Raw genomic sequence first — 23084 nt, forward strand, 5'->3', positions numbered from 1 at the left:
GGGTCAAATCCAGGGATTCATGCGTTGAGTTCTAGCGGTTGCGATGGCTATAGTCTCTGCCCCATAACCCTTTGACCATCATCCAAAGCGCTTTAAACGCGCCTGAGGGACCAAGCTGCCGAATCATAAGCTGCACGCTCAGCACAACGTTGAAGTTGTAGGTATAAGAAATTCCAGGCCCGCCAGTGCGATCGCTCACGACGAAGAACAGATCGAGAGGATGAGTTGAACGTAAAAATTCATCGATCAAAATGCGCTCTGTTTCGGTAAATTTGAGGGAATACTGAAATACCTTTTCTAACTCGCCTTCAGCACGGGCGACAATCGCGACAGCGGCAGGTCCAAGACTGCCGCCCATTGCCTTATCTGGCTCCATTGCCGCGATATTCGATGCTCGAGACTCGTGCAAATATGCCACCATTCGTTCGACCAAAGCATCTCGCTCTGCCGGACTCAACCGATCGGCATTGGGGTAGGGAGAAACAGCCAACAAGTCTTCCATGGGCAATTTAGGCCATTCAGAACGGGTGTTTAAAGGTTGTCCGATCGCCGATTTCAGCTCCGCTGAAGGTTCTAATCCAAAGGTTGCAAATAGCTCTGCAACGTGCGACTCATGGTTGAGCCGATCTAAGGTGCATTCAAAATAGGTAATGCCTGGAAACCGACGTTTGTAATCTTCGGCACGCAAATTAATTTCTTCCACGTACCACTGGCATAATTCGTAAGGATTGGCATTTTCAGCGGGTGCGCTCTGGTTTCTGACGTCTCCAGGCTTCAAATACCAGGTTCGACTCCATTCTGAAATACCCGGCACTTCGTGGACTCGGAGCAAGCTGGCGGCTGTATCGTCTGCCGCTCTACTCAAAATAATGACCCCTATCTCTGATTGAGGGATGTAGAAATCCGGTAGTAAATAGCCCCAACCCTTGATGTAAGAGTGATTGGTTTCGCAATAAACTTTTGCGCCAGTGCCGCGTTTTTTCTGAATTTCTTTAATCTTTAAGGGCATCAATGCATGAAGCGCGCGCTCATCTCCTTCATTAAATTGTTGCATTGGCAACCCATTCATGATTGGAGGTCCTTCGTGAAAGCTAACGGTATTTTTTGCCTTCGAAAGCAATTCTGTTAAGTAATCCGAACCCGACGTCCGGCATTGATGCAAAAAATATATCGAATCATTGTTTTTCTCTATAATATTTTTATAATGGAATTAATTTTTAGAAAATCTAGCTATAAAAATGCTGTTTTAAGCTTACCAATAATGCATAATCTGTCAACTTTATCTAAAGAGAAATTGTTTAGAAATATAGGGCGATCGCACAGGTCTATCATAATAATCCAACAGCCCGATACACTAGATGTAATGCTTTACTTCTAAATTGCCCCAAGCAAACCCATGACCACAGAACAACGGCTCCAGCGAATAGAAGATGAATTTGAAGTTGTCAAAGACCTGCTGGTTTCCGCAGCTCGCTATGCAGAATCTGCAAACCAAGAGCTAGACCGAGTTGTAGGTCTCATCGAGCGACTCACTGAATCGCAGGCAGTTTCTCAAGCTGTACTAGATGAGCGATTTAGACAAGTATCCGAAACGCAGACTGCGTCTCAATCCGCACTAGATGCGCAGCTTGGGCAACTGTCTAGATCTCAGGCTGAAACCGATATACAGCTCAAACGAATGCTTGAAGCTCAAGCTGCAACGAGCGCCCAACTAGAGCAAACCAGCCAACGGCTTGATGAATTTATCTTTCAGGCACAGCGGCTCTTGTCTAGAGATGCCGAACGTCTAGACAATGCAGAAGGCCGCATCGAACGCTTAGAGGCGATCGCCCAGCGCCTAGACCGCAACTACGAAGCGCAGCAGTCTCAGTTCCAAGAATTTCAAATGACCACCCGTGCGTCCCAAGATCGCCAAGAACGCATCTTAGACTATCTTCTGCGCCGTGACGGGGAAACCCGATAAAGTAACAGCGTTAGACCCCAAGTCAGCCCTATCCCGACGATGCAAAGAAATACTCTTCAGGAACGCTACGCACAGGGCGATCGCAATTTTCAAAAGGTCGACTTGAGCGGTGCGGACCTCAGCGCTCTAGATCTGCGCGATGCGGACTTTAGGGGCGCGGATCTCTACGGCGCTAAGCTCGTGGCTTCGCTGCTCAACCGAGCCGATTTTAGCGACAATGCCAACTTGGCCTATGCCAACCTCAACGGAGCCGATCTTAGGGAAGCCAATTTGAGCGGGGCTAATTTGGAAGGGGCCGATTTGGAAGGGGCGATCGCCCAAGGGACCCTCTACGACCCCACCACTGTGTTTCCCATCGGCTTCGATCCTGTCGCGGCAGGCGGCATTGCCGTACAAGAACTCGATCGTCAAAGTCGGCTTGCCAGCGTCGCTCAATTAAAAACTCAAGCCGCCCAAAATCCAGTCCCTCAACCCCAACCCATCGCCGAAACCGCGCGGGATTTCTCTGACGATCGAACCGCTTTCGGGACTTCCAATCCCGCAGCGATCGACGCCGACGATTCGGGTTTGTTTCCGTCTGCGGGTGTTGCTGCGCCGCCCACTGTCGCAGCGCCCTCTCCACAGCGCTCCAGGTCGTGTCTGGGGACATTATTGGGAATGTTTCTGGTGCTGGGCCTTGGGTTTGCGGCTCTAAACTGGTTTGACTTCTCCAAACGGTTTCAACCCTCTACGAATCCTTTCAATACAGTGCGGTACCCGCGTCCGGCCTGTGGCGATCCTTTACCCACTAGAGCTAAAGATTATCCGGTGAATTTATATCCCGTATTCGTTCGCTATTCTCCTGCTACGCTCAAAACCGTGACCCAGCAATTTTGTCGAGATGCCTTTGCGACCGATCGCTCGGGGTTGGGCGTTCGGTCGATTCAGGTGGCTTCTTTTACAAATCAGCAGCGCGCTACGCAATTTGCTCGGTTTATGATGCAAAAGGTTGGGAGTGGAGAGGTGGGCGCGTCCACTCGAATTTCCCGATGAGTCGATTAGAATTTTATGGATTGCTAATGCGGACACATGGACATTACTCAACTCAAAACGCAGTACAAGGCCGGAGAGCGGAATTTTCATGGGGTGCAGCTATCGGGTGTCAGCTTGGCTTGGGTCGAGCTAAAAGGGGTGAATTTTCGGGGTGCAGATCTGAGCCATGCGAATCTCAGTGGGGCCGATCTCAGCGAGTCAAACCTCAGTGGGGGAACGAATTTAACCTTTGCGGATTTAAGTCGGGCTGATTTGCGCAATACAAACTTAAAGGGCACCCGTCTGGAAGGCGCCAATTTGGAGAGCATTCAGCTTGAAGGGGCGGTTTATGACGAGAACACTAGCTTTCCCCTTGGCTTCGATCCGCTTAAGGCCGGGGCGATCGCTAGCGGAGCGCTTCAGCCCGCAGCAGTCGCGTTAGAAACGCCACAACCGACTAAGCCAGACGTCGATTTAGAAGAGCACGCATCCAGAGAGCGTCCAAAACTACGAGAGAAGGAGACAAAGCCTAAAAATACTCCCCCCCGAATCTTCGGTCCAAAACCGACGGTCGATACGGCCAAGAAACTCTTTCAAAAAGCACGTAGCGCAACGGTAGATACCATCAGTGATTGGCAAAAGACGGCCAAGGCAACAAGGTGGGTTTCTGCTGCATCTTCTGAAACCAGTCGTCCAGAAACTGATGTTTCCAATACTTCTGGTCGAGGGAAATCGGGCGTTGTCCCTGCCAGCATTAAAGGAAGCTGGAATTGGGGCGCGCTGTTGCTGCCCTGGTTTTGGTTTTTAGACCATCGCGTGTGGGGTGGTTTTTTGCTCTGGCCGTTAGGATTTTTGCCAGGGGTCGGAAGCTGGATTACGTTTGGATTTGCGGTTGTCATGGCCGCCAATGGCAATACCTGGGCTTGGCAAAACCGCAGGTGGGAGAGCGTTGAGGCATTTAAGAAACATCAGCGAGTTTGGACGATCGCGGGTATCGTTTTTTGGATTGTTTTCTATATTTTTAACCTCGCATCGCGGCGATGAAGGGATGGGTCGCATTCTTTCTTTGAGAGGCGCTTTCGATCGCGAGTCCGATGGCGCGGGCAATGAGGTTTTCAATGAGGTTTTCAATGGCGTGCAAAAAGGCAAATGCTAAGCTGTGGTTAACTGCATCCTGAGGCTGTTCTATGACTGCCCTGACGCTCAATTTAGACTCGATCGCCCATTTGACCCACGCACAGTTTCGCGAGCTTTGTCGAGACAATCGCGATGTTAGGCTGGAACTGACGGCTGAGGGAGAATTGATTGTGATGCCGCCAACGGGATGGGAATCGGGCAGGCGAAATGCAAACCTTACGATGGACTTGGGGCTATGGAATCGCCAAGTCGGTCTAGGGATCGTGTTTGACTCCTCAACGGGCTTTATTTTGCCCAATGGGGCGGTCCGCTCTCCTGATGCGGCTTGGGTTGCAAAGGAGAGAATTACGGCACTCAACCCCAACCCTGACGGGTTCTTGCCCCTCGCGCCAGATTTTGTTATTGAGCTGCAATCTGCGAGCGATCGCCTTAAGACGGTACAGCACAAAATGCAGGAGTACATCGACAATGGCGTTCGTTTGGGGTTTTTGCTGAATCCTCAAGATCGGATTGTTGAAATCTATCGACCGGGAAGAGAAGTTGAAGTGCTTCTGTCTCCTGCTGAGATATTGGGCGAGGACGTTTTGCCTGGGTTTGTGCTGAATCTGAAGGGGATTTTTGAGGATTGAAGGGGCGGTCGTATCCGCCCATTTTTGGGAAACGCTTATAACTATATCAATGAGTCAAACCTCAGAGCTTTTAACCGTTAAACCCAGCATGAAAGCTCAAGAATTAATTGAGAAATATAAAGTAGCATGTCAAATTTTTAGAGAGTATCTTTAGAAATGCACCTCATTTGAATCAACAACACTTAATGCAGATCCAATGAAATCAAAAGAACTCCTAAATCAATACGCTACGGGAAAAAGAGATTTTCAGGAAATCGACCTCTCAGGAGAAAATCTCGCTTGGGCTGGTCTTGCCGACATTGATTTAAGGGGATCTAATCTTCAAAATACAACGCTAAGCAGCGTAACTCTTTGCCGAGCAAACCTGAGCCAAGGAACAAATTTAGCGTTTGCAGACCTTAGTCGCGCGGATTTATCCGAGGCTGATTTACGGAGCGCAAATTTAGAAGGCGCAAACCTAGAGGAGACTACACTGAATGGGGCAATCTACGATAAGAAGACTCGTTTCCCAAGGGGATTTAACCCGTTAAGTATTAAACCTATACAGTCTTCACAAGATGCTGCACCCAAGAATCAACCTCAATCCGCCAGCAGTACACCTCAAACCACATCAAAAGAGTGGGAAAAAGCGATCGCCCAAAAACTAACGAGCAACCTTGCTGAAGTTCGTAAAGGAGAGCTTGCCATCGCTCAAACTGCCCGCGATGTATTTTGGGCGGAACGGGATGCAAAACCGATTGATGTTGCGTGGGTTGACGTAGAACAGACTCAGGCTCCACGCCCAAACTCAACCGAGCTGACGGCAACAGCGATCGCCTGGGAATGCCAACACACCCTTAAATCTCACAGAGCTGCCGTCAATGCAGTTGCCATCAGTCCCGACGGTAATTGGCTGGCAAGTGGAGGGGACGATCGCGCGCTGTACCTTTGGGATCTGAACGCTGGGCGCTATGCCTTCTCTTTTTTAGGGCAGTCTCAAGCAGTCACTTCAGTTGCTATCAGCCCAGATAACCGAGCGATCGCCAGCGGTTGCTTCGACCAAAAAGTGACAGCGTGGCATCTAGAACCGCGAAAGCTGATGCGAACGTTTATGGAAAGCGGCCTAGGCAAAAGCCACAACGGACCCGTCCATGCCATTGCATTTACGCCTACAGGCCAAAAACTCATCAGCGGGGGTGCAGACAAAACCATTAAAGTTTGGAACCTACAGACGGGTAGCTTAATGAAGACCCTGCGCGGACATGAAGCTGCCGTTACCGCAATTGCCCTCAACTCAGACGGTAAGACCCTTGTAAGCGGTAGTGTCGATAAAAAGATTGGCTTGTGGAACCTCGAAACAGGCAAACTGAGCCATTTGCTGACAGGACATGAAAATTGGGTTCATTCCGTAGCGATTAGTTCAGACAGCCAAGCCGCTGTTACCGCCAGCACTGATGGCATCATAAAAGTCTGGAACTTAAGGACAGATTCCTTGCTCTATTCCATTACCGCCCATGCCGCAGGCGTCATCTCAGTTGCCATTAGCCCAGACGGAAAAACCATTGCCAGCGGCAGCAGCGATCGCACTATCAAGCTCTGGAGCCTTGCGACGGGCCAACTCCTCAGCACGCTTGAAGGTAGCAACCCCGTTGCATTTTCTCCTGACGGCAAAAAACTGATTTCCGGTGGAGCAAACTACGCCCTTAAAATTTGGCAAAGAGTGACTTAGGGTGCGATATTTTTAAGATTGCGAGCAACCATCCATCCAGAGCAATTGTGAAGCGTGAAATTGACCTCCGACTTAAAGTTTCAACCTGGAAAAATCAAATCTTTAGTTAGCCTAGGCGCGATCGCCGCCATCTCTTTGCTCTTTGGATGCAGTCCCAGCCAGCAATCCATCTCCTGTCCCCAGCCCGCCTCGACCGCCGAAGCAGCCACTCGGCTCAAGCAAACGTCCGACCTCGAACTTTCGTTTTTAATCGATGGCACCCTCTCCATGCAGGGTTACGTCAACGACCTGCCCGACAGTCGGTACAGCAAAACCCTCCGACTCATGGATAGCGCCTCCTCCACGGGTTGGAACAGTGCAAATACCAAATACTATCGGTTTGGGACCAAAAAACAGCCCATCGATCGCGAAACCTTTCTCAAAGCGCAACTCCCGGTCTTTTATCAAAGCGGCAGCGACTTCAGCACCAGTCGCATCGACGCAGCCCTCGCCGACCCGGCAGACAATCGACTCAGCCTAGTCGTGACCGACCTTTACCAAAAAGATGCCGACGTCAGGCTCGTGCAAAATTTATTGGCTCAGCGCTACCTCGAAAAAGGCTACGCGATCGGCATTCTAGCCGTCAAAAGCGAATTCAAAGGCACCGTTTACGACGTCGGTATCTCCAACCAAAATTTTGGCTACTCGACCTCCGGTCAAACCTCACGTGCCTTTCATCCGGTTTACGTAATGCTGCTCGGCAGCTACGGCAACATCAACCACTTCTTCGACCAGCTCCAGCGCAACGGACTCAACGATGTCGAGCATGAATTCGTTATTTTCTCGCCCCAGCCCGTCGCAGAAGCTGCCGTCCTCAACGCCAACGAAATCAAAACAGCCCCACGCAAAGATATCCTTCAGCCCAAATCCCTCAACGACGGACGGCTTGTCGTCCGCAAACAACAGCCCGAAGATCCGGTGCAGTTTTTGGTGGTGACTAAAAAAACGGCCAGCCAACCTACAGATGTCGAACTTCCCTATCGCGCCTTAAAAGGAGTACTGCCAGTCGAACCGACGGCGATCGCCCTTACCCCAACCCTCGAAAAATACCAAAGCCAGTCCAAGCAATTTCAGCCCAGCAACACCCAGGGGTTGCAGCTGACCGATTGGAACGTCAAAGACGGATCGATTCGTTTCAAGGCAAAAATCCAGGCAGACCAGCTCGAATCGGGCATCTATCGCTTTCAATTCGACGCGTCCCCCACAGACTTTATCGAACCAGATTGGTGGAAAACCTGGAATGCCACAGAAGGCAACCTAGACGGAGCCAAAACCCACAACCTACAGCCGTTCCTCAGAGGACTGCGGCTCCGCACTGCCGAACTGATGAAACAGCAAAAGCCTGTTATCGCTCGTCTTTGCTACGCCGTTCAGAAAAAGTGAAATCGATTTTGGTCGCGAGGAACGGTCCGATCGCGGGTCAAACATTTTTCCCGTAGGTCGGTTATCCGGCCCGCTGAGAGACGTTGCTGAGACACCATTGATACAAATCTTTTCATACTATAGAAGAGTCGTGGTTATAGCGTTGGATGGTTCTTATGTTTCCATTTTGTTGTTTTATGGATGCCGCCACGCGGCATAACTATCGCAAAGCCCAACTTGACTTCCTGAAAATGTCGCGAGACGGGCTAGAAACCCGTCTGGCTGCCCTTAATGCGGCGATCGCCACTCTAGAGCAACAGCAGTCCCGTACTGCCCCTGGAGAAACGGCCCAATCCTAGATCGTTCCGTCGGTTCGCGTCGGGACGGGGTGCCGCACCGACGCCCCGCCCCCGAGCGAGTCCTTCGCTTCCAACCCCCTTACCGCCTTCTCTTGCTGCTCTCCATTTATTGCCCCATTTAGTTCTCCATTAGGTCCAATGTCTTCCGACCCCGTCCTAGAACAGCACTTCCAGCAACACCTGCGCGAACTGAGACCCCTGCTGCTAAACCTGCACAAAGCATTGATGGAGCAGGAGCGGAGCGCTTACGAGCAAGCCTACGGGCCGATTGCAACCAAAGGCGAGTATTTTCAGCTCGTTTTAGGGCACGAGCGCTTTAATTGGCTGCGACCCATCTCCCAGGCGATCGTCCGCATTGACGAACTGCTGAGTGCTAAAAAGCCAGAAACGTCCGAACCTGCCGAAGCGATTTTGGTTGACGTTCGGGGCTTGCTCAGCCCCCTAGCAGACGGTTCCATTGCCGAACAGCGCTACTATCTAGCGATCCAGCACAATCCAGAGATTGCCCTCATGCACGCCGCCGCCGCCCGAATCCTAGATCGGCCCTAAGGCCTCAAACGGGAGTCTGATGGAGCGCGACTGAGGCAAAGCGCGCAGTGATTCCACCGTCTGAGCTCCTCAAGGGGGGTAGGGCATTGGCAAATGGGACAGCGATCGTTGCCTTTCGTCCGTTTCTGCACGGCCACAGACCATCGCGAGAAAGCATCGCGCGCGTCTGCGGGCTGCGATCGCGCCTTTGGCTTTCCGCTCGCCGATTCCGCCGACACCAATTTCAAATCCAAGGCATAGCGGTGTTGAGGAGAAGGGCTGCGGTGCCAGTCTCGGGTAGAAAAATAAATATCTTTAACGGATCCATGCCAGGTCGCGTTCACTTTCTTTAAAATTCTGACCCTTTCGAAGGCCAAATTCTGCGCCCACGCACCGCCCGATACTGCAACGTGTAAAATTCCTTGGGTGCTGAGCTTGACGGGACGCGTTTGCGCGGCCACTGCGGCACCGACAATTTCGGGCCACAACCGCACAAACGCGTCAAAGGATTGTTGGTCGCGCCAATGGGTTTGCTTGAGCTGCGACAAAACAGCATTTAATCCTTCAAGGGGCATGGTCCGATCGGTAAGAGCCAGAGAGAGCTTGTTACGGCTGCGCGAAGACAGCTCTAATAAGATAGCTCAGCCAACGGTAAAACGATACTTATCGCTATAATCGTTCATTACCTGTCGCCTCTAAGCGATGAACGATCGTATACTGTATACTCTAATGATAGACAAGGGATATAGAACGCGCGCGTTAAACCTTAGAATTAAAAATGATTCCCATTTCTCCTGAAAGTATAGGAGTTTTATTTTGTCTTTGTCTTTGCGATCGCTCCAACGAAATCAATCCTTGCAAGAGCAAGCTTATCAAGCGTTGCGTTCCGCTATTTTGTCAGGGGAATTGGCTTCGGGAGCGCGGCTGATCGAAACCCATCTGGCTAAAAAACTTCAGGTGAGCCGAACCCCCATCCGCGAAGCATTGCGACAGTTGCAAAATGAAGACTTGGTGGTGGTGGATGGGGATAGCGTCTTGCGCGTCGCGACGTTCTCTCAAGCCGATGCCATTCAACTGTATAACTGCCGGATGGCCTTGGAACATCAGTCCGCGATCGAAGCCTGCGAAAACGCTACGGACGAGCAACTTTACAGCTTGAGTTTGATGGTCGCCCAGGCTGAAAAATTGGCACAAGAAAAAGCCTCTCAGCTCACTAATTTTCAGCTTTTAGATTTAGATTATCGCTTTCATCGCCTCCTCGCGGAAAGTTCGGGGAACTTGTGGCTGCGCTCCTTGCTCGATCAGGTCTTCGACAAAATGATGCTGCTTCGCATTCAGACCATGCAGCACAACCCCAGCGTCCTTAACATCCGCGTCGAGCATCGCCTGATCTACGAAGCTGTGGCCCAGCGAAACGTCAAGGCGGCCACGCAGGCAATTCTGAGTCATTTAGCTGCCGCCAAGGAACGGGTCATTCTAGAGATGAGCCACCTGCACTCGGACGGTAGCCTGATGTCCTCGCAAGAGGATTCCGTACTGGCCAAATAAGCCGTTTATTTTTATTTAGCGCCCTACCTCTATGACAATTTCCACCTCTGACTCCAAGCGCGTTTTTATTTGTGGGTCCGCGCTACGCGGACAGCCCGACCACCAAAATCTTCAGTCAGCCGTTTTTTTGCGCGAAGCTGCGACGCGGCCCAAGTATCGCCTGCATGCTGCGGTGGATGGGTGGCATCCTGCTATCTACGAGGTGGAGGACGGGGGCATTAGCATTCCGGGAGAGGTCTACGAACTCACCGCCGCCCAGTACGACTATTTGATCTCGACGGAACCGCCTCACATGTATCCGGGTGACATCGTGCTAGAAGACGGAGAAGTGTTGACAGCCATGCTGTATCCCCACGCACTGATTGTGGAGCACGATTGGCCCGATATTTCTAACTACGGGGGGTGGGCTGCCTATAAAAAGGCCGCGGCGATGGCGAGCTGAGCGCGCGAGTTTTTTGAGTTCGGTCGAGCTTTAGTTGTTTGAGGCAGTAACAGCCATGTCGGAAGCTTACCCACGGGACATGGTGGGCTACGGACGCAACGCCCCCGATCCCCAATGGCCCGGTCGGGCTCGCATTGCCGTCCAGTTTGTGGTCAATTACGAAGAAGGCGGTGAATCCTGCATTCTTCACGGCGATCGGGCTTCCGAATCGTTTTTGTCGGAAATTGTGGGTGCGGCCCCCTTTCACGGGCTGCGCCACATGAACATGGAGTCCTGCTACGAGTACGGCAGCAGGGCGGGGTTCTGGCGGCTTCATCGCTTGTTTGGGGCACGGCAGATTCCGGTGACGGTTTACGGGGTGGCACTGGCCCTAGCTCGGAATCCAGAAGCCGTAGCCGCAATGCAAGAAGCAGATTGGGAAATTGCGAGTCACGGCTATCGCTGGATCGACTACGCGTACTTCGATGTCGCATCGGAGCGGGAGCATCTGGAAAAGGCGATCGCCCTCCACACCCAAGTCACCGGACAGCGTCCCCTAGGCTGGTATACCGGACGCACGAGCGTCCATACGCGGCGGTTGGTGGTGGAAGAAGGCGGCTTTTTATACGACTCCGATAGCTACGCCGACGACCTTCCCTACTGGGTTTGGGACTATGGCAAGCCCCATCTCGTGATTCCCTATACCTTGGACAACAACGACATGCGCTTCGCGACGGCCCAGGGGTTTAATTCTGGGGATCAGTTTTTTACCTATCTGAAAGACGCTTTTGACCTGCTCTATGCCGAAGGGGAGACGGCTCCCAAAATGATGAGCGTGGGGCTGCACTGTCGGCTCGTCGGCAGGCCCGGACGGGCCGCCGCTCTGGCGCGGTTTTTAGACTACGTGCAGCAGCACGAACGGGTGTGGTTGTGCCGCCGCATCGATATTGCCCGCCATTGGCATCAATACCAATCGCCTGCTTGAGGACAAAATACTTGAGAACAAACTAGAAGTCTCTTTTTGCCGATCGTTGTTCATCTAAAAGGGACCGAGCATGGAACGCCTAAAGGTTGTAATTATTGGTGCTGGAATGGGGGGTCTCGCGACGGGGATTGCCCTCCAGCAAGCCGGCTACGAGGTTGAAATTTACGATCGCGCGAGCGAGTTGCGGCCAGCGGGGGCGGCCATTTCGCTCTGGTCCAATGGTGTGAAAGTACTCAACCGCATGGGATTGGGTGCGGAGATCGCTAAAATCGGCGGCCAAATGGAGCGGATGGCTTACTACAGCCACACCGGAGAACAACTCACCGATTTCAGCCTCAGCCCCCTCGTCGAACGCGTGGGGCAGCAGCCCTATCCCGTCGCCCGTACCGACCTCCAACAGATGCTGCTAGAAACTTTTGGGGCAGACAAAGTTTGCCTCAACGCCAAGTGCGTCAACATTCAGCAGACCCCAGACAGCGCGATCGCCAGCTTTGCCGACGGACAGATCGCGACGGGCGACTTAGCGATCGGGGCCGACGGCACCCATTCTGCAATTCGGCAGTACGTCGTAGGGCGGTCTGTAACGCGCCGCTATGCGGGTTACGTCAACTGGAACGGACTCGTGGAAGCCTCTGAAGATCTCGGGCCGCTCAATAGCTGGGTGCTTCACGTCGGCGAATTCAAGCGCGCCTCCGTCATGCCCGTGGGCGGACCCAATGGAGAACGGCGGTTTTACTACTTTTTTGACGTGCCGATGGCCGACGCAACCGAACCTCTCCAGGCCGATCGGCGGGAGGAGTTAGCGCGGCATTTTCAGGGTTGGGCCGATCCGGTGCAGCGGCTCATCCAGCGGTTAGATCCGGCTAAAATCAACCGCATTGCCATCCACGATGTAGAACCGTTGGAAACAATGGTACGCGATCGCGTTGCCCTCCTCGGGGATGCCGCCCACAGCACTTGTCCGGACCTGGGTCAAGGGGGTGCCCAGGCGATCGAAGATGCGTTTGTTCTAGCCAATTGCCTGGTGACGAATAATTTGGGCGTTGTCGATGCCTTAAAACGTTACGAAGCGCTCCGCCAAGCCCGAACGGCTGACATTATTTTGCGCGCCCGGAAGCGCTCCGAGCTGACCCACGGCAAAGACCCTGCTCGCACTCTACAGTGGTATCGAGATCTGAAACAGGAGGACGGTTCGGGTATTATCGACGGGATTTGCCGCACGATTTTAACAGGTCCGCTTTATTGAAATTGCCCTGTTGCACTTTGGCGGCTTAGATTTGGCGGCTTAGATTTAAAGACTTAAGCTGGCATCCGCTCAGCCGAATGCTGCGGGATTAAAATAGAACTTGCTCTGACGATGAGGACCCTACCATGCACACTCCAGTGCCGACATCCGAAGGCACCCAAACCTACGAATGGAAGTGGTCGAACCAGACCCTCAACATTGCCTACGATCGCCGTGGAGAAGGCTCCCCCGTTCTACTCCTACCTGCCTTCAGCACGGTCTCCAGCCGCAAAGAATGGGAAACAGTCGCCCAGATCCTAAGCGCTGCTTGCGAAGTGACCTGCGTGGATTGGCCGGGATTTGGAGAATCCGACAAAGCGGCGATCGCCTATAACGCGGTCCTCTACGAAGCCTTCTTGCCGGATTTTGCGACCGCTTGCTTCGACCGACCGCTGACCGTCGTTGCCGCAGGTCACGCTGCCGGATACGCGCTGCAATTAGCGCAGCGATTGCCCAAGCAAGTGGCCAGACTCGTCCTCGTCGCGCCCACTTGGCGGGGACCGTTGCCCACGATGGGTGCATCCGAGGCGATCGCCCGCAGTGTTGAAACGCTCGTCAGAACGCCATGGGTCGGTCAGTTGCTGTATTACCTCAACACGCGGCCCTCGTTTTTGAAATGGATGTACGGTCGTCACGTCTTTGCAGATGCTCAAAAGCTAACGCCAGACTTTATTGCTGCAAAATATGCCACCACTCAGCAGCGAGGAGCGCGCTTTGGCCCAGCGGCCTTCGTCACGGGGGGGCTAGATCCGGTCACCAATCGGGGTGCCTTTTTACAGCTTTTTTCGGGTTTGCGCGCCCGCTGTTTGGTCGTTATCGGCGCGGATAGCCCGCCCAAGTCTAAGGCTGAAATGGAAGCCATTGCTGCCATTGCTTCCGCGCAGATCCAGTCGCATCCAGGCTCCCTGGGACTTCATGAAGAGTACGGTGCTGAAGTCGCGGCGCTCATCCAGACGTTTTTACAACAGGAGTCTCGATCGTCAGCCCTCGGAGATAGATAGCGTCCCGCGATCGCCATCCAATGTCGCAAGCACCCCTACGGGTAGAGCGGCATTTTCGCCTTGGTGGCCGAAGGGCAGTTCTGAGACGATCGGGATGCCCGCGTCCGAGAGGCGATCGCGCAGCACCTCCTCCACCGTCAAACTGGCAATTCCCGCCGGAGCATCGCACTGGCTGAACCGACCGAGTGCGATCCCCTTGATCTTGGAGAGCGTGCCGCTCGCGCGCCAGTGCGTGAGCATCCGATCGATGCGGTAAGGAGCCTCAGAGACATCTTCAAGGGCTAAAATAACGCCGTCCAAATCGGGTTGGAGCGCGGTGAAGAGGCAATGGGTCGCCACGGTCAAATTGGCTGGGAGCAAGGGGCCCGTGACGGTGCCGCCGCCCCAGCCGTTTCCTTGGAGCGGCGCTAAAGATCGGCCCTCCACCCAATCGAATAAGCGCTCGACCGACCAAAGGGGTTCTTCGGCAAGGGTCGTCAGAACGGGACCGTGCACCCCGGAAATTCCTTGGCAGGCCAATCCCCACAGCAGGCTGGTGACATCCGAGAACCCGACCAGCCATTTAGGCTCCACCCTAGGCCAGTGCCAACCTTCCTGAAGCCTCGCACCGCCATAGCCGCCGCGACCGCACAGAATTCCTTTACAGGCAGGATTCTTAAGGCCATCTTCTAGGGCTTGCCGCCGCTCGGCATCGGTTCCGGCGAGGTAGCCCCACTGGCGATCGTAGGCGGGACACAGATCTATTTGGTACCCGCGCGATCGCCAAACCTCTAGCCCCCGATCGAAGGCCGTCGGCTCTCGGAGCGCGCCGCTGGGCATCGTCACCCACAGGCGATCGCCGGGTTGCAGCGGGGGGGGAACCTTGCAAACATTCATGCAATAGCCTCGATCGTGGGGTGGCGCAAGTCGGCTCGGTCCGTGCGGACTCGTTTAAAGGTTGAGATCCGCCACGGTGGGGTCGTCGCGGGACGAATCCATTATTTCATCCACCGCCAATAGCACGACCGTAATGTTGTCCTGTCCGCCATTTGCTTTCGCTTCCTGAACCAAGGCATCCGCCGCGCGATCGCAAGTGGGATTGTTCTCGAGCAACTGGGCGATCGCCTCGTCCTCAACCTCCTCGGTAAGGCCGTCGCTGCACAGCAGCAGCAGATCGCCGCTCTGGAGGTCGATGGGCTGGATGTCAATTCGGTTTAACTCGTCCCGACCCAAACATTGCGACAGGACGTGCCGCCAAGGATGGAGCCGGACCTGCGCTGGGGTTAAAATTTTAGCTTGGACGGCCTGGGCCACCCAAGTGTGATCTTCCGTGACTTGTTTGAGTTCGCCATCCCGGAAACGATAGAGGCGCGAGTCTCCAACGTGAGCGCACCAGGGAGAACCATCCTCGGCGAAAACGACTGCAACGGCGGTCGTCCCCATATCGGCCCGCTCTGGGGAAACTTTCTGGGTCTGCAAAATATGCTGATTGGCCCGCACAAACGCCTCTCTTAAAAGATCGGCAGGATCCAGTTCCGAACCCCAGTTCTTTTCTAAAAAATCTTGAATCGCAAAGGTGGCAATTCGACTCGCCTCCTCCCCACCCGCGTGACCGCCCATGCCATCTGCAACGATAAAAAAGCGGCCTTGAGGGTCGTCTATACAGTAGGCGTCCTGGTTGGCGGTCCGAACCGCCCCCCTATCGCTTAAGCCAGCAAACCGAAGTTTCATTCGTCTTATTACAGCATCCGTTCGTAGCGATCGATTCGTAGCAAGAGCCGCACGAGGGCAACGCCCATTCCGACTGCCAGCAGTGCGGCGATCGCCGCCAGCCAGACGTACTGGTTTACCAACAAAATAGTAGCCGATAGGGTGAAGGTTCCGATCAGCAGGGTATAGTTGGTTCCCATATTGACGCTGCTGATCCGCCGAAGCGCGCGATCGGTTTCGATGGAGCGCACCCGCACCCGAATATCCCCCTGCTCCAGCTTATCCAAGGTATCTTCTAAGCGTCGCGGGAGGCCGAAGGCAGAACTACCCACTTGGGCTGCCTGACGGCTAAGTTCTCCCAGCAACCCGCCGTTATCGTCCCGTCCCGATAAATTGCCGTTTGTCATAAGTTCCGCTGCAAAAGGTTTTGCAACCTCCATAAAGTTAAAATCTGGATCCAACCCTTTCCCAACTCCCTCTAGAGTGGAAAACGCCCGCATCACAAACGTGAAAGTTGCCGGAAATCGGAAAGGCTGGTTGTAGGCAACCTCATACAAATCATCGCTGATTTGGGTAATGGACTGAGTCTCAAACGGCTTGTCCATAAAATTATCCAGCATGTACTGGATCGATCGCCGTACGGGCCCCATATCCGAAACTGGCGCTAGCGCTCCTAAGTCGATCAAAGAAACCATGACTTGATTCGCGTCCCGCTGGGCAATTCCCATAAAGGTTTGCATCAATCGTTCCCGCGTGAGGGGCTGAATCTGACCCATCATACCAAAGTCGTAAAAGATCAGCTCTCCCGCTGAATTGACCGCAATGTTGCCGGGATGGGGGTCGGCGTGGAAAAAGCCATCCGTCAAGAGCTGATGGAGATAGGCTTCCGCTCCCATGCGCGCCACGGCCTTCCGCTCGATTCCTGCTGCTTCTAGGGCTTCGTAATTGCTGATCTTAATCCCCGGCATGTATTCCAGCGTTAAGACCCGCTTCGAAGCGTACCGCCAGAACACGCGAGGCACGTTAGCCCAGTCGCAAGCTCTAAAGTTGCGACGGAAGGTATCTGCATTTTTGCCCTCGTTGAGGTAGTCGATTTCTTCGTACAGGATGCGACAACACTCTTCATAAATACCAAGCCAGTCCCGGCCTGGACCCCAATCTGGATGGCGCTGGAAGTATTGGGCGATGCCTTTGAGAATTTTGAGGTCGATATCGAAAAGCTTTTTAAGTCCGGGACGCTGAACCTTAACAACCACCTCTTCCCCGGAATGAAGCTGAGCTTTGTGGACTTGCCCCAAACTAGCAGCCGCTAAAGGAATAGGATCGAAACTGTTGAAAAGATCGGGAATGGGTTTGCCAAACTCTTGGAAAATGGTGCGCTCGACCTGCTCGTAACTAAAGGCTGGAACGCGATCTTGAAGTAGGGAGAGCTCTTCGACGTACTCTGCTGGAAATAAGTCCGATCGCGTTGAAAAGAGCTGCCCTAACTTAATAAACGTGGGACCCAACTCTAAAAACGTTTCCCGAATCCAAATGGCCTGCGCCCGGCGTCGGGCGGCTTGACGCTCTGGAGTCATACCGCCTCGATAGCTCCAAGGCTTTGACATCAGCCAGCGGGCAGTCAGAAACTGAAAGACAAAAGCCCAAATATCGACAAAGCGCCGATGCCGAGAATAATTTTCTCGATTCCAGCGGTAGGCGCTACGGGTGTTTAGGGCAAGCGCCGTAGGAGAAGAAAGGGCAGACACACGGGTTCCTGGGCTAGTGGCGGTCAAGACAGTTTAAATTGTAAAAAAAAGCTCCCACTGAGGCACTTAGGACCCTGTTTTTTGACGATAGTCCTGGAGAGCGGCGCGGAGTTGAGCGATCTCCGCTCGCAGCTCGTCAATAATTTCTTGGAGATCTTGCTGCCCGCCCGTCGGGGGAGTCGCCACGCTTTCATGGCGGACTTGAGAGGCACTAGAGGCTTCTGCTTCGGCGCGTTCCATAACTTGTTGGGTGAACTGCCGCAACCGCTCGCGCTGCTCTGCGTCAAACTTGCCCACATTGCTCATTACGTCAGTTAGCCCGTGCTCTAGTTCTTCGGCAAGAACCTCAGCAGTGGCTCGACCGAGAAAGAAGGCGTTTACGAGGGGATTAGTCATGTCTGGGGTGGCCAAAAGACGATTATGCTTCGCAAAAATTATAACTCGCCTGCCCTATATTGTGCTGGCAGTTTTTTGCGTTTTGATGGGCCAGCTTCTGACTGGGCAACTGTTTCGACCGTTTTATAGCTCTACGCCCGAGGGCAGCGGGAAGGGTATCCGCTCCGCATGGCCCCAAAATGCTTCTAGGCTGTAGAACTGCCTTGCCTCTGGCATCATAATATGGGCGATCGCATCGCCGTAGTCCAATACAATCCAGTTTGACTCGGACTGACCTTCAATGTGAGCGGGCGTGCGGTGGCAAAGCTCCACGGCTGCTTTCTGCATGGAATCGGCTAGGGCCTTGACTTGGGTGCGAGAAAAGCCCGTGACGATCACGAAATAATCCGTGAGATAGGACACCTCCCGTACATTTAGGATCGTAATATCCCCACCCTTGCGCTCATCTGCCGCTGCAGCCAGAGTGAGGGCCAATGCTTTGCTAGAGGCAGGAGGTTGTTGTGGGTGAAAGTCAGACTGGTTCGCAGTTGTCAAGAAAGGATGCTCTGAAATCAAGGGCTAAACCAATAGGTGTGCAGTAGAATATCTCCAGCATATAGCAATTGCTCCGATCGGGGGCTGAGCTAAAGGTAACTTCAAATAAAGCAGCACCGGACCGAGCGAGTTGGCAGCCATAAAAATAAGGGGGCTAGAGAGAGCAAATCGCCGCTACTTGAGCAACGATAGTGAGGGGGTGCGTCGCTCTGACAACTTTGGAGGAACTTATATCTATTGGATTATTAAATATCTTTAAAATTTAGATATATTAGCTAGTGTAATTTCAAATCACTGCAACCAGCTCTAATGTCCGAACGATTTGTCTGCACGTCCTGCCAATAGAACCCTCCTGTACGAGTAATCGTCAGAGTTTTGATGGTTTGCTGCTAAAGCAATACCAATTTGGAAAAGAGCGCGCGGTAAAAATCTCGATCGGCACCGAACCTTAGCAAAAACTGAGGGCAGCAGATGGGTTTGTCTGTATCGCGCGGTTTGGATGAGGAAAGTTCGCGCAACAGCGCTTAGCTCAATCAATAAGACTGTAGAGTCATCAGTAAAAATGTTTTTTCAAGATCCGCTAGGGCTTTCTCGGCTTTTCTTAGACGGTTTGGGAACTCAAGTTAAACTAGCCCACTTAGATAGAATTCCTGAAAGCAGATCGATCTTGGTCGTGAGCAACCATCGCAGCTTTATGGACGCTCCCCTCTTAATGACAGCGCTCAGCAAGTCCATCCAATTTGCCTGCCATCATTACATGAGTCAAATTCCCGTCTTGCGAGAAACGGTCCAGGCGTTAGGGTGCTTTCCCTTAGAAGCGCCCAACCAATCCCAGCAAGGCTTTTTTGACCGAGCGAATTGCTTTTTACAAGCCCGAAAGTTGGTCGGTGTCTTTCCTGAAGGAGGGCAACGTATGGTGAGACCTAGCTCCCCGCGAGAGATCGCGCCCTTTCAACGCGGCTTTGCCCATCTAGCAATGCGATCGCCCGTGCCGAAGCTAGCCGTTCTACCTGTCGCCATTATTTCGCAAGACGAAAGTACCCATCTCGGCGTACCGCTTCCATTGCTGCACTTTTTCGATCCCTCTGAGCCTTTGTTCGAGCAAATGGGATGGCATCCGATAGTTGTCTATCATAAAGTTAAAGTTGCAATCGGGCATCCTTACTGGATTACTCCGACCCATAAAGCGCAGTATCGCGGGAAGCAGGGCAAAGCAATGGTCGGTCGGTTGACCCAGTATTGTCAGCAAGAAATAGCTCAGTTACTGCACCAAGAGGGGGTGTATTAATGACAAAACTCAAAAGTCAAGTTTGCTTTCTAACGCCTAACGCCCTTTTCCCAGACAAACCACTCTTCATTTTTCTGCCAGGGATGGACGGTACGGGGCAGCTTCTCCGAACTCAAACGGTAGGATTAGAAACTGGATTTGACGTCAGGTGCCTTGCAATTCCACCCGACGATTTAACATCTTGGGACGAACTGTCCAAACAAGTGGTGGCTTTGGTGGAAGCTGAGTTGGCTCGTCGACCTGTCGGGCAACCCGTCTACTTATGTGGAGAATCTTTTGGAGGCTGCTTGGCGCTGAAAGTTGCCCTGCAAGCACCTCATCTATTTACTCGCATCGTGCTCGTCAATGCAGCTTCTTCTTTTCATCGCCGACCTTGGATGCTGTGGGGAGGGGAAGTCATTCGGTGGTTTCCAGATTTTCTCTTTGAATTTTCAGCCGTCGGGTTGCTACCATACCTTGCGGCTCTAGAACGGATTACCCCAGAAGATCGGAGAACCTTTTTGAATACGATCAAAAAAATCCCTAAAGCAACCTCGGCTTGGCGATTGTCTTTATTAAAGTCTTTTGAGGTAGACGATCTCCCCCTGTATCGATTGACGCAACCTGTTTTAACGATCGCGAGTGGAAGCGATCGCCTTTTACCTTCGATCGCGGATGCTCGACATTTGGTCAGCCTTTTGCCTAACGCTAAGCTTTTCATTCTGCCCAACAGCGGTCACGCTTGCCTGCTAGAAAAAGACGTAAACTTGTATCGAATATTACAAGAACAAGACTTTTTGCCTCAAGTTAATGTAGATAGTCTTACTTCAGTAAAATAATTATTATGTATTCTAAATGAAAACTCTATACACATAAATTTCATTAACAAATCACAAAAAATTACGTACCATTTAAAGTAGAAATCCTCTCTTAAAAGAGAGGATTATTTTAAGACACGCATTGCCCGCGCGCGCGCCGATTTTAGCTTACCACCAAACTCTATTTCCGTTCTCATCGACGCGAGCCAGTCGAATCATGTCGGAGATTTCCTGCGCGTCTTTGACATGGTGAAGGACCTTATCGGGTTTGCCAGGTATTTTGAAGACAAAATAGGTAGGGACTTTGAGGTGCTCGCCCGTAATATCTCCAGAGTCGACTGCTAACTGATTTTTCTTTTCTTCAACAGTCTGAGGCTCGTCGGAAATGCGATCGCCAGGGTTAGCGGTCAGGTGTGCCTTGTTGACGTCGATTTTTCCATTCTGGGTCAGCAGATCGGAATCAACCCGATCGGGTTTCTGAGTTGATTTTTCAGGTTCAGATATATTCTTCATGGGAGCAAACCTACTGTGAGGATTGAACTCCCTTGAATCTAAAAGATAAGCATCATTGACGCGCTCGTTCGAACGAGAGACTTTGCAGAACCAGAAGTACGATTAGCACTTTCTAGGAATGAATTTCAGGATGGTTCGCGACGGCTCCCTCGGCCAACCACGCCTATTTTATGGCGATAGGCTAGTTCTCCTCCATACCAACCCGTAACACCCAGAATTACAGACACCAATATGGAAAGAACAATACCTTGCGGTATTACAGCTTCAACGGGGTTGCTGTACCGGAGAATCCAGTTTACCAAGGTAATGAGAAGCGCAGCTACATTCCCAAATAAATGAACCCACCCAGCACTCCGCTTGCGCACGCGGTCGATCTTTAGAAAGTCCAGTATGCCAGTCAATGCAGCAACGATACCAGTGATGAAACCAGCTCCGATCAACCATAATGAGGCTCTTGCCCAAAACGCATCGTTGCTCGACCAAAAGCCTATATCTGTTGCAGCCGCACCCACTAGAAAAGCAACTGGAAAGGTCACTAAAAGGGGATGGAGAGGATGTCCGGCTACCGAAACCGTACTGGTTATACCAGTATCTTCAAAGTCTCTAGGTTCGCTCTCGATTAGTGGCGGAATGTTAGGAACTTGTGTCACTTTCCTTCTCCGGTTTAAGTTTAATCCGTACACACTGCTATAAGACGTTCTAATCTAGATTGACTGCATCTATCAAAATACATATTTTATGTCCAGATTAGAATTTGTACGTACAAAGGTGTAGAAAAGTGAGTCTTTGTATTCATATTTAGTAAGAAGCTCGGGTCGAAAATCTATCTTAAGACGTTTTCTCTTTCAAGAGAAATTATCTAACCTGATCGAAGTGAATTTATAAAAGGAGGGCGGTCATGGTTCAAAATATTTTTCTAGATTCCAAACAATCAAACAAAAAAATTGATGTTTCAATTCTCACCAGTGCTCTTCTGATCGTTCTGGGCGTGTTGGGAATTATGCTTCCTGCATTTTCAAGCCTCGTAGCAGAAACCTGGCTGGCTTTGATTCTAATTTCTACAGGTGCGGCAAAATTTGTATATGCTTTGCAAGGTCGCCAAGAAAGTGGATTCGTATTAAAAATCTTGCTCAGCATTCTATACTTTTCAACAGGGATAGGGCTGCTGTTTTACCCGTTGCCGGGACTGTTGACGCTAACATTGTTGTTGGGGAGCTTCTTTCTTACTGAAGGAACCTTCGAGCTTTTTCTAGCCTTTCGGCTGCGACCCAAGTCCAATTGGACTTGGGTTTTGGTCAATGGAATCATCACGCTTTTTTTGGGAGGTTTGGTTTGGTTTCAATGGCCCTCCAACGCACCGTGGCTTCTTGGGACCTTACTAGGGGTTAGCATTTTATTTTCAGGAATTTCTCGTCTGATGTTGTCTTTAAACGGTCGAGATAACAGTATGGATTCTCTGGGGATGGGTCCCTCCAATTCAGAAATCGAGAGTACTGAATCAGATTCAACTAATCAAGGGGAGACTCCTATTTCTAGCTGAGTTTTCCTAAATTTTAATTTGCGATTCGATCGGGAGATATAGGCAATGGATAATACAGATATCAAAAATATCAATACCCCAGAAATCGATCCCACTGAAGTTGAAGATCCGAGACTTGCAATTGCAGACGAGCACCGTTCCTTTCTGGAAAAAGTCATGGTTGAAGGGGGGCTGGCAGATCCCTACGATGCCCGCGATTTAACAGAGGTCGTTTTTAGAGTGGTGCGCGATTTGATGACAACGGAAGCCTCCGATCGCGTTGAAGGCGAGCTCCATGAAAAAGCATTGCCCACGGATGAAAAGGCATTGCAGATGGAAATCTCGGATCTTTGGAAAGATACTAATCCAATCGTTGGGTTTTTAAGTCGCCTGCGTCCTCCGTTAAACGGTCCTGGCCTTTCAGGAATTGATGACAATCGCTTTTTATCCCGAGTTGCAAATGAAGGAGGAGTGCCACCGACAGTCGATCGCGAGAGGGTGGTCAAAGCTGTTTTTTCTGCAACTAAAGAGAACCTTTCGCCAGAAAGAATTCAAGAAGTTGAAAGTTTTTTACCTGGAAGGGTTCGGGAACTTTGGGTTGGGGCTTGAGACCGTCGCAGCGCG

Annotated in this window: 26 protein-coding genes; 17 read left to right on the plus strand and 9 right to left on the minus strand. The window is 51.9% G+C overall.

Going from position 1 to position 23084, the window contains the following annotated elements; genetic code table 11:
- Nucleotides 1–31: 31 nt before the first annotated feature.
- Nucleotides 32–1069 (minus strand): hypothetical protein, encoded by a 1038-nt coding sequence (locus tag R6H26_RS20465; protein ID WP_404785091.1) that lies wholly within the window; start codon nt 1067–1069, stop codon nt 32–34.
- Nucleotides 1070–1396: 327 nt separating this feature from the next.
- Here R6H26_RS20465 and R6H26_RS20470 point away from each other — a divergent pair, with 327 nt between their 5' ends.
- From R6H26_RS20470 to R6H26_RS20505, 8 genes are all read left to right on the plus strand, one after another.
- Nucleotides 1397–1963: a hypothetical protein gene (locus R6H26_RS20470; RefSeq protein ID WP_404785093.1), complete on the plus strand. Its 567-nt coding sequence runs from the start codon at nt 1397–1399 to the stop codon at nt 1961–1963.
- A gap of 39 nt (nt 1964–2002) precedes the next feature.
- Nucleotides 2003–2995 (plus strand): pentapeptide repeat-containing protein, encoded by a 993-nt coding sequence (locus R6H26_RS20475; RefSeq protein ID WP_404785095.1) that lies wholly within the window; start codon nt 2003–2005, stop codon nt 2993–2995.
- Nucleotides 2996–3031: 36 nt separating this feature from the next.
- Nucleotides 3032–4018, plus strand: a complete 987-nt coding sequence (locus tag R6H26_RS20480) for a pentapeptide repeat-containing protein (RefSeq protein ID WP_404785097.1) — start codon at nt 3032–3034, stop codon at nt 4016–4018.
- A 143-nt stretch (nt 4019–4161) separates the two neighbouring features.
- The gene (locus R6H26_RS20485; protein ID WP_404785099.1) at nt 4162–4740 is read left to right on the plus strand and encodes a Uma2 family endonuclease; all 579 of its coding nucleotides are present in this window, start codon (nt 4162–4164) and stop codon (nt 4738–4740) included.
- Nucleotides 4741–4936: 196 nt separating this feature from the next.
- Nucleotides 4937–6448, plus strand: a complete 1512-nt coding sequence (locus R6H26_RS20490) for a WD40 repeat domain-containing protein (protein WP_404785100.1) — start codon at nt 4937–4939, stop codon at nt 6446–6448.
- 54 nt (nt 6449–6502) lie between these two features.
- Nucleotides 6503–7870: a hypothetical protein gene (locus tag R6H26_RS20495; protein WP_404785102.1), complete on the plus strand. Its 1368-nt coding sequence runs from the start codon at nt 6503–6505 to the stop codon at nt 7868–7870.
- 176 nt (nt 7871–8046) lie between these two features.
- Nucleotides 8047–8208, plus strand: coding sequence for a hypothetical protein (locus R6H26_RS20500; RefSeq protein ID WP_404785103.1), 162 nt, complete (start codon nt 8047–8049; stop codon nt 8206–8208).
- 138 nt (nt 8209–8346) lie between these two features.
- Nucleotides 8347–8757: a hypothetical protein gene (locus R6H26_RS20505; RefSeq protein WP_404785105.1), complete on the plus strand. Its 411-nt coding sequence runs from the start codon at nt 8347–8349 to the stop codon at nt 8755–8757.
- Here the strand turns inward: R6H26_RS20505 and R6H26_RS20510 are convergent.
- Entirely contained in the window at nt 8754–9311 is a 558-nt protein-coding gene (locus R6H26_RS20510; RefSeq protein WP_404785106.1) for a DciA family protein, read from the minus strand. The genes R6H26_RS20505 and R6H26_RS20510 overlap by 4 nt on opposite strands.
- 241 nt (nt 9312–9552) lie before the next feature.
- Here R6H26_RS20510 and R6H26_RS20515 point away from each other — a divergent pair, with 241 nt between their 5' ends.
- The 5 genes from R6H26_RS20515 to R6H26_RS20535 all read left to right on the plus strand — a co-directional run bounded on the left by R6H26_RS20515 (nt 9553) and on the right by R6H26_RS20535 (nt 13976).
- Nucleotides 9553–10284 carry a GntR family transcriptional regulator gene (locus R6H26_RS20515; RefSeq protein WP_404785108.1) on the plus strand — a complete coding sequence of 244 codons (732 nt, stop codon included), beginning with the start codon at nt 9553–9555 and terminating at the stop codon, nt 10282–10284.
- A 31-nt stretch (nt 10285–10315) separates the two neighbouring features.
- Nucleotides 10316–10726 (plus strand): gamma-glutamylcyclotransferase, encoded by a 411-nt coding sequence (locus R6H26_RS20520; RefSeq protein WP_404785110.1) that lies wholly within the window; start codon nt 10316–10318, stop codon nt 10724–10726.
- 55 nt (nt 10727–10781) lie between these two features.
- On the plus strand, nt 10782–11690 hold the full coding sequence (gene puuE, locus R6H26_RS20525) for an allantoinase PuuE (protein ID WP_404785112.1): 909 nt from the start codon (nt 10782–10784) through the stop codon (nt 11688–11690).
- Between the two features lie 70 nt (nt 11691–11760).
- Nucleotides 11761–12936, plus strand: coding sequence for an FAD-dependent urate hydroxylase HpxO (gene hpxO, locus R6H26_RS20530; protein WP_404785114.1), 1176 nt, complete (start codon nt 11761–11763; stop codon nt 12934–12936).
- Nucleotides 12937–13061: 125 nt separating this feature from the next.
- Entirely contained in the window at nt 13062–13976 is a 915-nt protein-coding gene (locus R6H26_RS20535) for an alpha/beta fold hydrolase (protein WP_404785116.1), read from the plus strand.
- Here R6H26_RS20535 and R6H26_RS20540 read toward each other — a convergent pair.
- The 5 genes from R6H26_RS20540 to rsfS all read right to left on the minus strand — a co-directional run bounded on the left by R6H26_RS20540 (nt 13956) and on the right by rsfS (nt 18343).
- Nucleotides 13956–14852, minus strand: coding sequence for an LD-carboxypeptidase (locus R6H26_RS20540; RefSeq protein ID WP_404785117.1), 897 nt, complete (start codon nt 14850–14852; stop codon nt 13956–13958). The two genes, R6H26_RS20535 and R6H26_RS20540, sit on opposite strands and share 21 nt — an antisense overlap.
- A 54-nt stretch (nt 14853–14906) precedes the next feature.
- Entirely contained in the window at nt 14907–15686 is a 780-nt protein-coding gene (locus tag R6H26_RS20545) for a Stp1/IreP family PP2C-type Ser/Thr phosphatase (RefSeq protein WP_404785119.1), read from the minus strand.
- Nucleotides 15687–15694: 8 nt separating this feature from the next.
- Nucleotides 15695–17413: an ABC1 kinase family protein gene (locus tag R6H26_RS20550; RefSeq protein WP_404785120.1), complete on the minus strand. Its 1719-nt coding sequence runs from the start codon at nt 17411–17413 to the stop codon at nt 15695–15697.
- Nucleotides 17414–17479: 66 nt separating this feature from the next.
- Nucleotides 17480–17809 (minus strand): DUF6825 family protein, encoded by a 330-nt coding sequence (locus R6H26_RS20555; protein ID WP_404785122.1) that lies wholly within the window; start codon nt 17807–17809, stop codon nt 17480–17482.
- Nucleotides 17810–17932: 123 nt separating this feature from the next.
- Nucleotides 17933–18343 (minus strand): ribosome silencing factor, encoded by a 411-nt coding sequence (gene rsfS / locus R6H26_RS20560; protein ID WP_404785124.1) that lies wholly within the window; start codon nt 18341–18343, stop codon nt 17933–17935.
- A 562-nt stretch (nt 18344–18905) separates the two neighbouring features.
- Between rsfS and R6H26_RS20565 the strand changes: the two genes are divergently transcribed.
- Both R6H26_RS20565 and R6H26_RS20570 read left to right on the plus strand, forming a co-directional pair.
- Complete coding sequence (locus R6H26_RS20565) at nt 18906–19631, plus strand: lysophospholipid acyltransferase family protein (RefSeq protein ID WP_404785125.1); 726 nt, start codon at nt 18906–18908, stop codon at nt 19629–19631.
- Nucleotides 19631–20449, plus strand: coding sequence for an alpha/beta fold hydrolase (locus tag R6H26_RS20570; protein WP_404785127.1), 819 nt, complete (start codon nt 19631–19633; stop codon nt 20447–20449). Before R6H26_RS20565 ends, R6H26_RS20570 begins: the two co-directional genes overlap by 1 nt.
- Before the next feature lie 147 nt (nt 20450–20596).
- Here the strand turns inward: R6H26_RS20570 and R6H26_RS20575 are convergent, their stop codons facing one another.
- Together R6H26_RS20575 and R6H26_RS20580 are read right to left on the minus strand one after the other, a co-directional pair.
- A complete protein-coding gene (locus R6H26_RS20575; RefSeq protein ID WP_404785129.1) occupies nt 20597–20941 on the minus strand; it encodes a hypothetical protein in 345 nt (114 codons plus the stop codon).
- A gap of 125 nt (nt 20942–21066) precedes the next feature.
- Nucleotides 21067–21591 (minus strand): DUF2231 domain-containing protein, encoded by a 525-nt coding sequence (locus R6H26_RS20580; protein WP_404785130.1) that lies wholly within the window; start codon nt 21589–21591, stop codon nt 21067–21069.
- Nucleotides 21592–21839: 248 nt separating this feature from the next.
- On the opposite strand from R6H26_RS20580, the gene R6H26_RS20585 reads away from it, so the two are divergent.
- Together R6H26_RS20585 and R6H26_RS20590 are read left to right on the plus strand one after the other, a co-directional pair.
- On the plus strand, nt 21840–22481 hold the full coding sequence (locus R6H26_RS20585; protein WP_404785132.1) for an HdeD family acid-resistance protein: 642 nt from the start codon (nt 21840–21842) through the stop codon (nt 22479–22481).
- A gap of 45 nt (nt 22482–22526) precedes the next feature.
- Nucleotides 22527–23069, plus strand: a complete 543-nt coding sequence (locus tag R6H26_RS20590) for a DUF2267 domain-containing protein (RefSeq protein ID WP_404785134.1) — start codon at nt 22527–22529, stop codon at nt 23067–23069.
- Nucleotides 23070–23084 lie beyond the last annotated feature (15 nt).

Source organism: Altericista sp. CCNU0014, assembly GCF_044923475.1.
Lineage (GTDB): Bacteria > Cyanobacteriota > Cyanobacteriia > Thermosynechococcales > Thermosynechococcaceae > JAAURS01.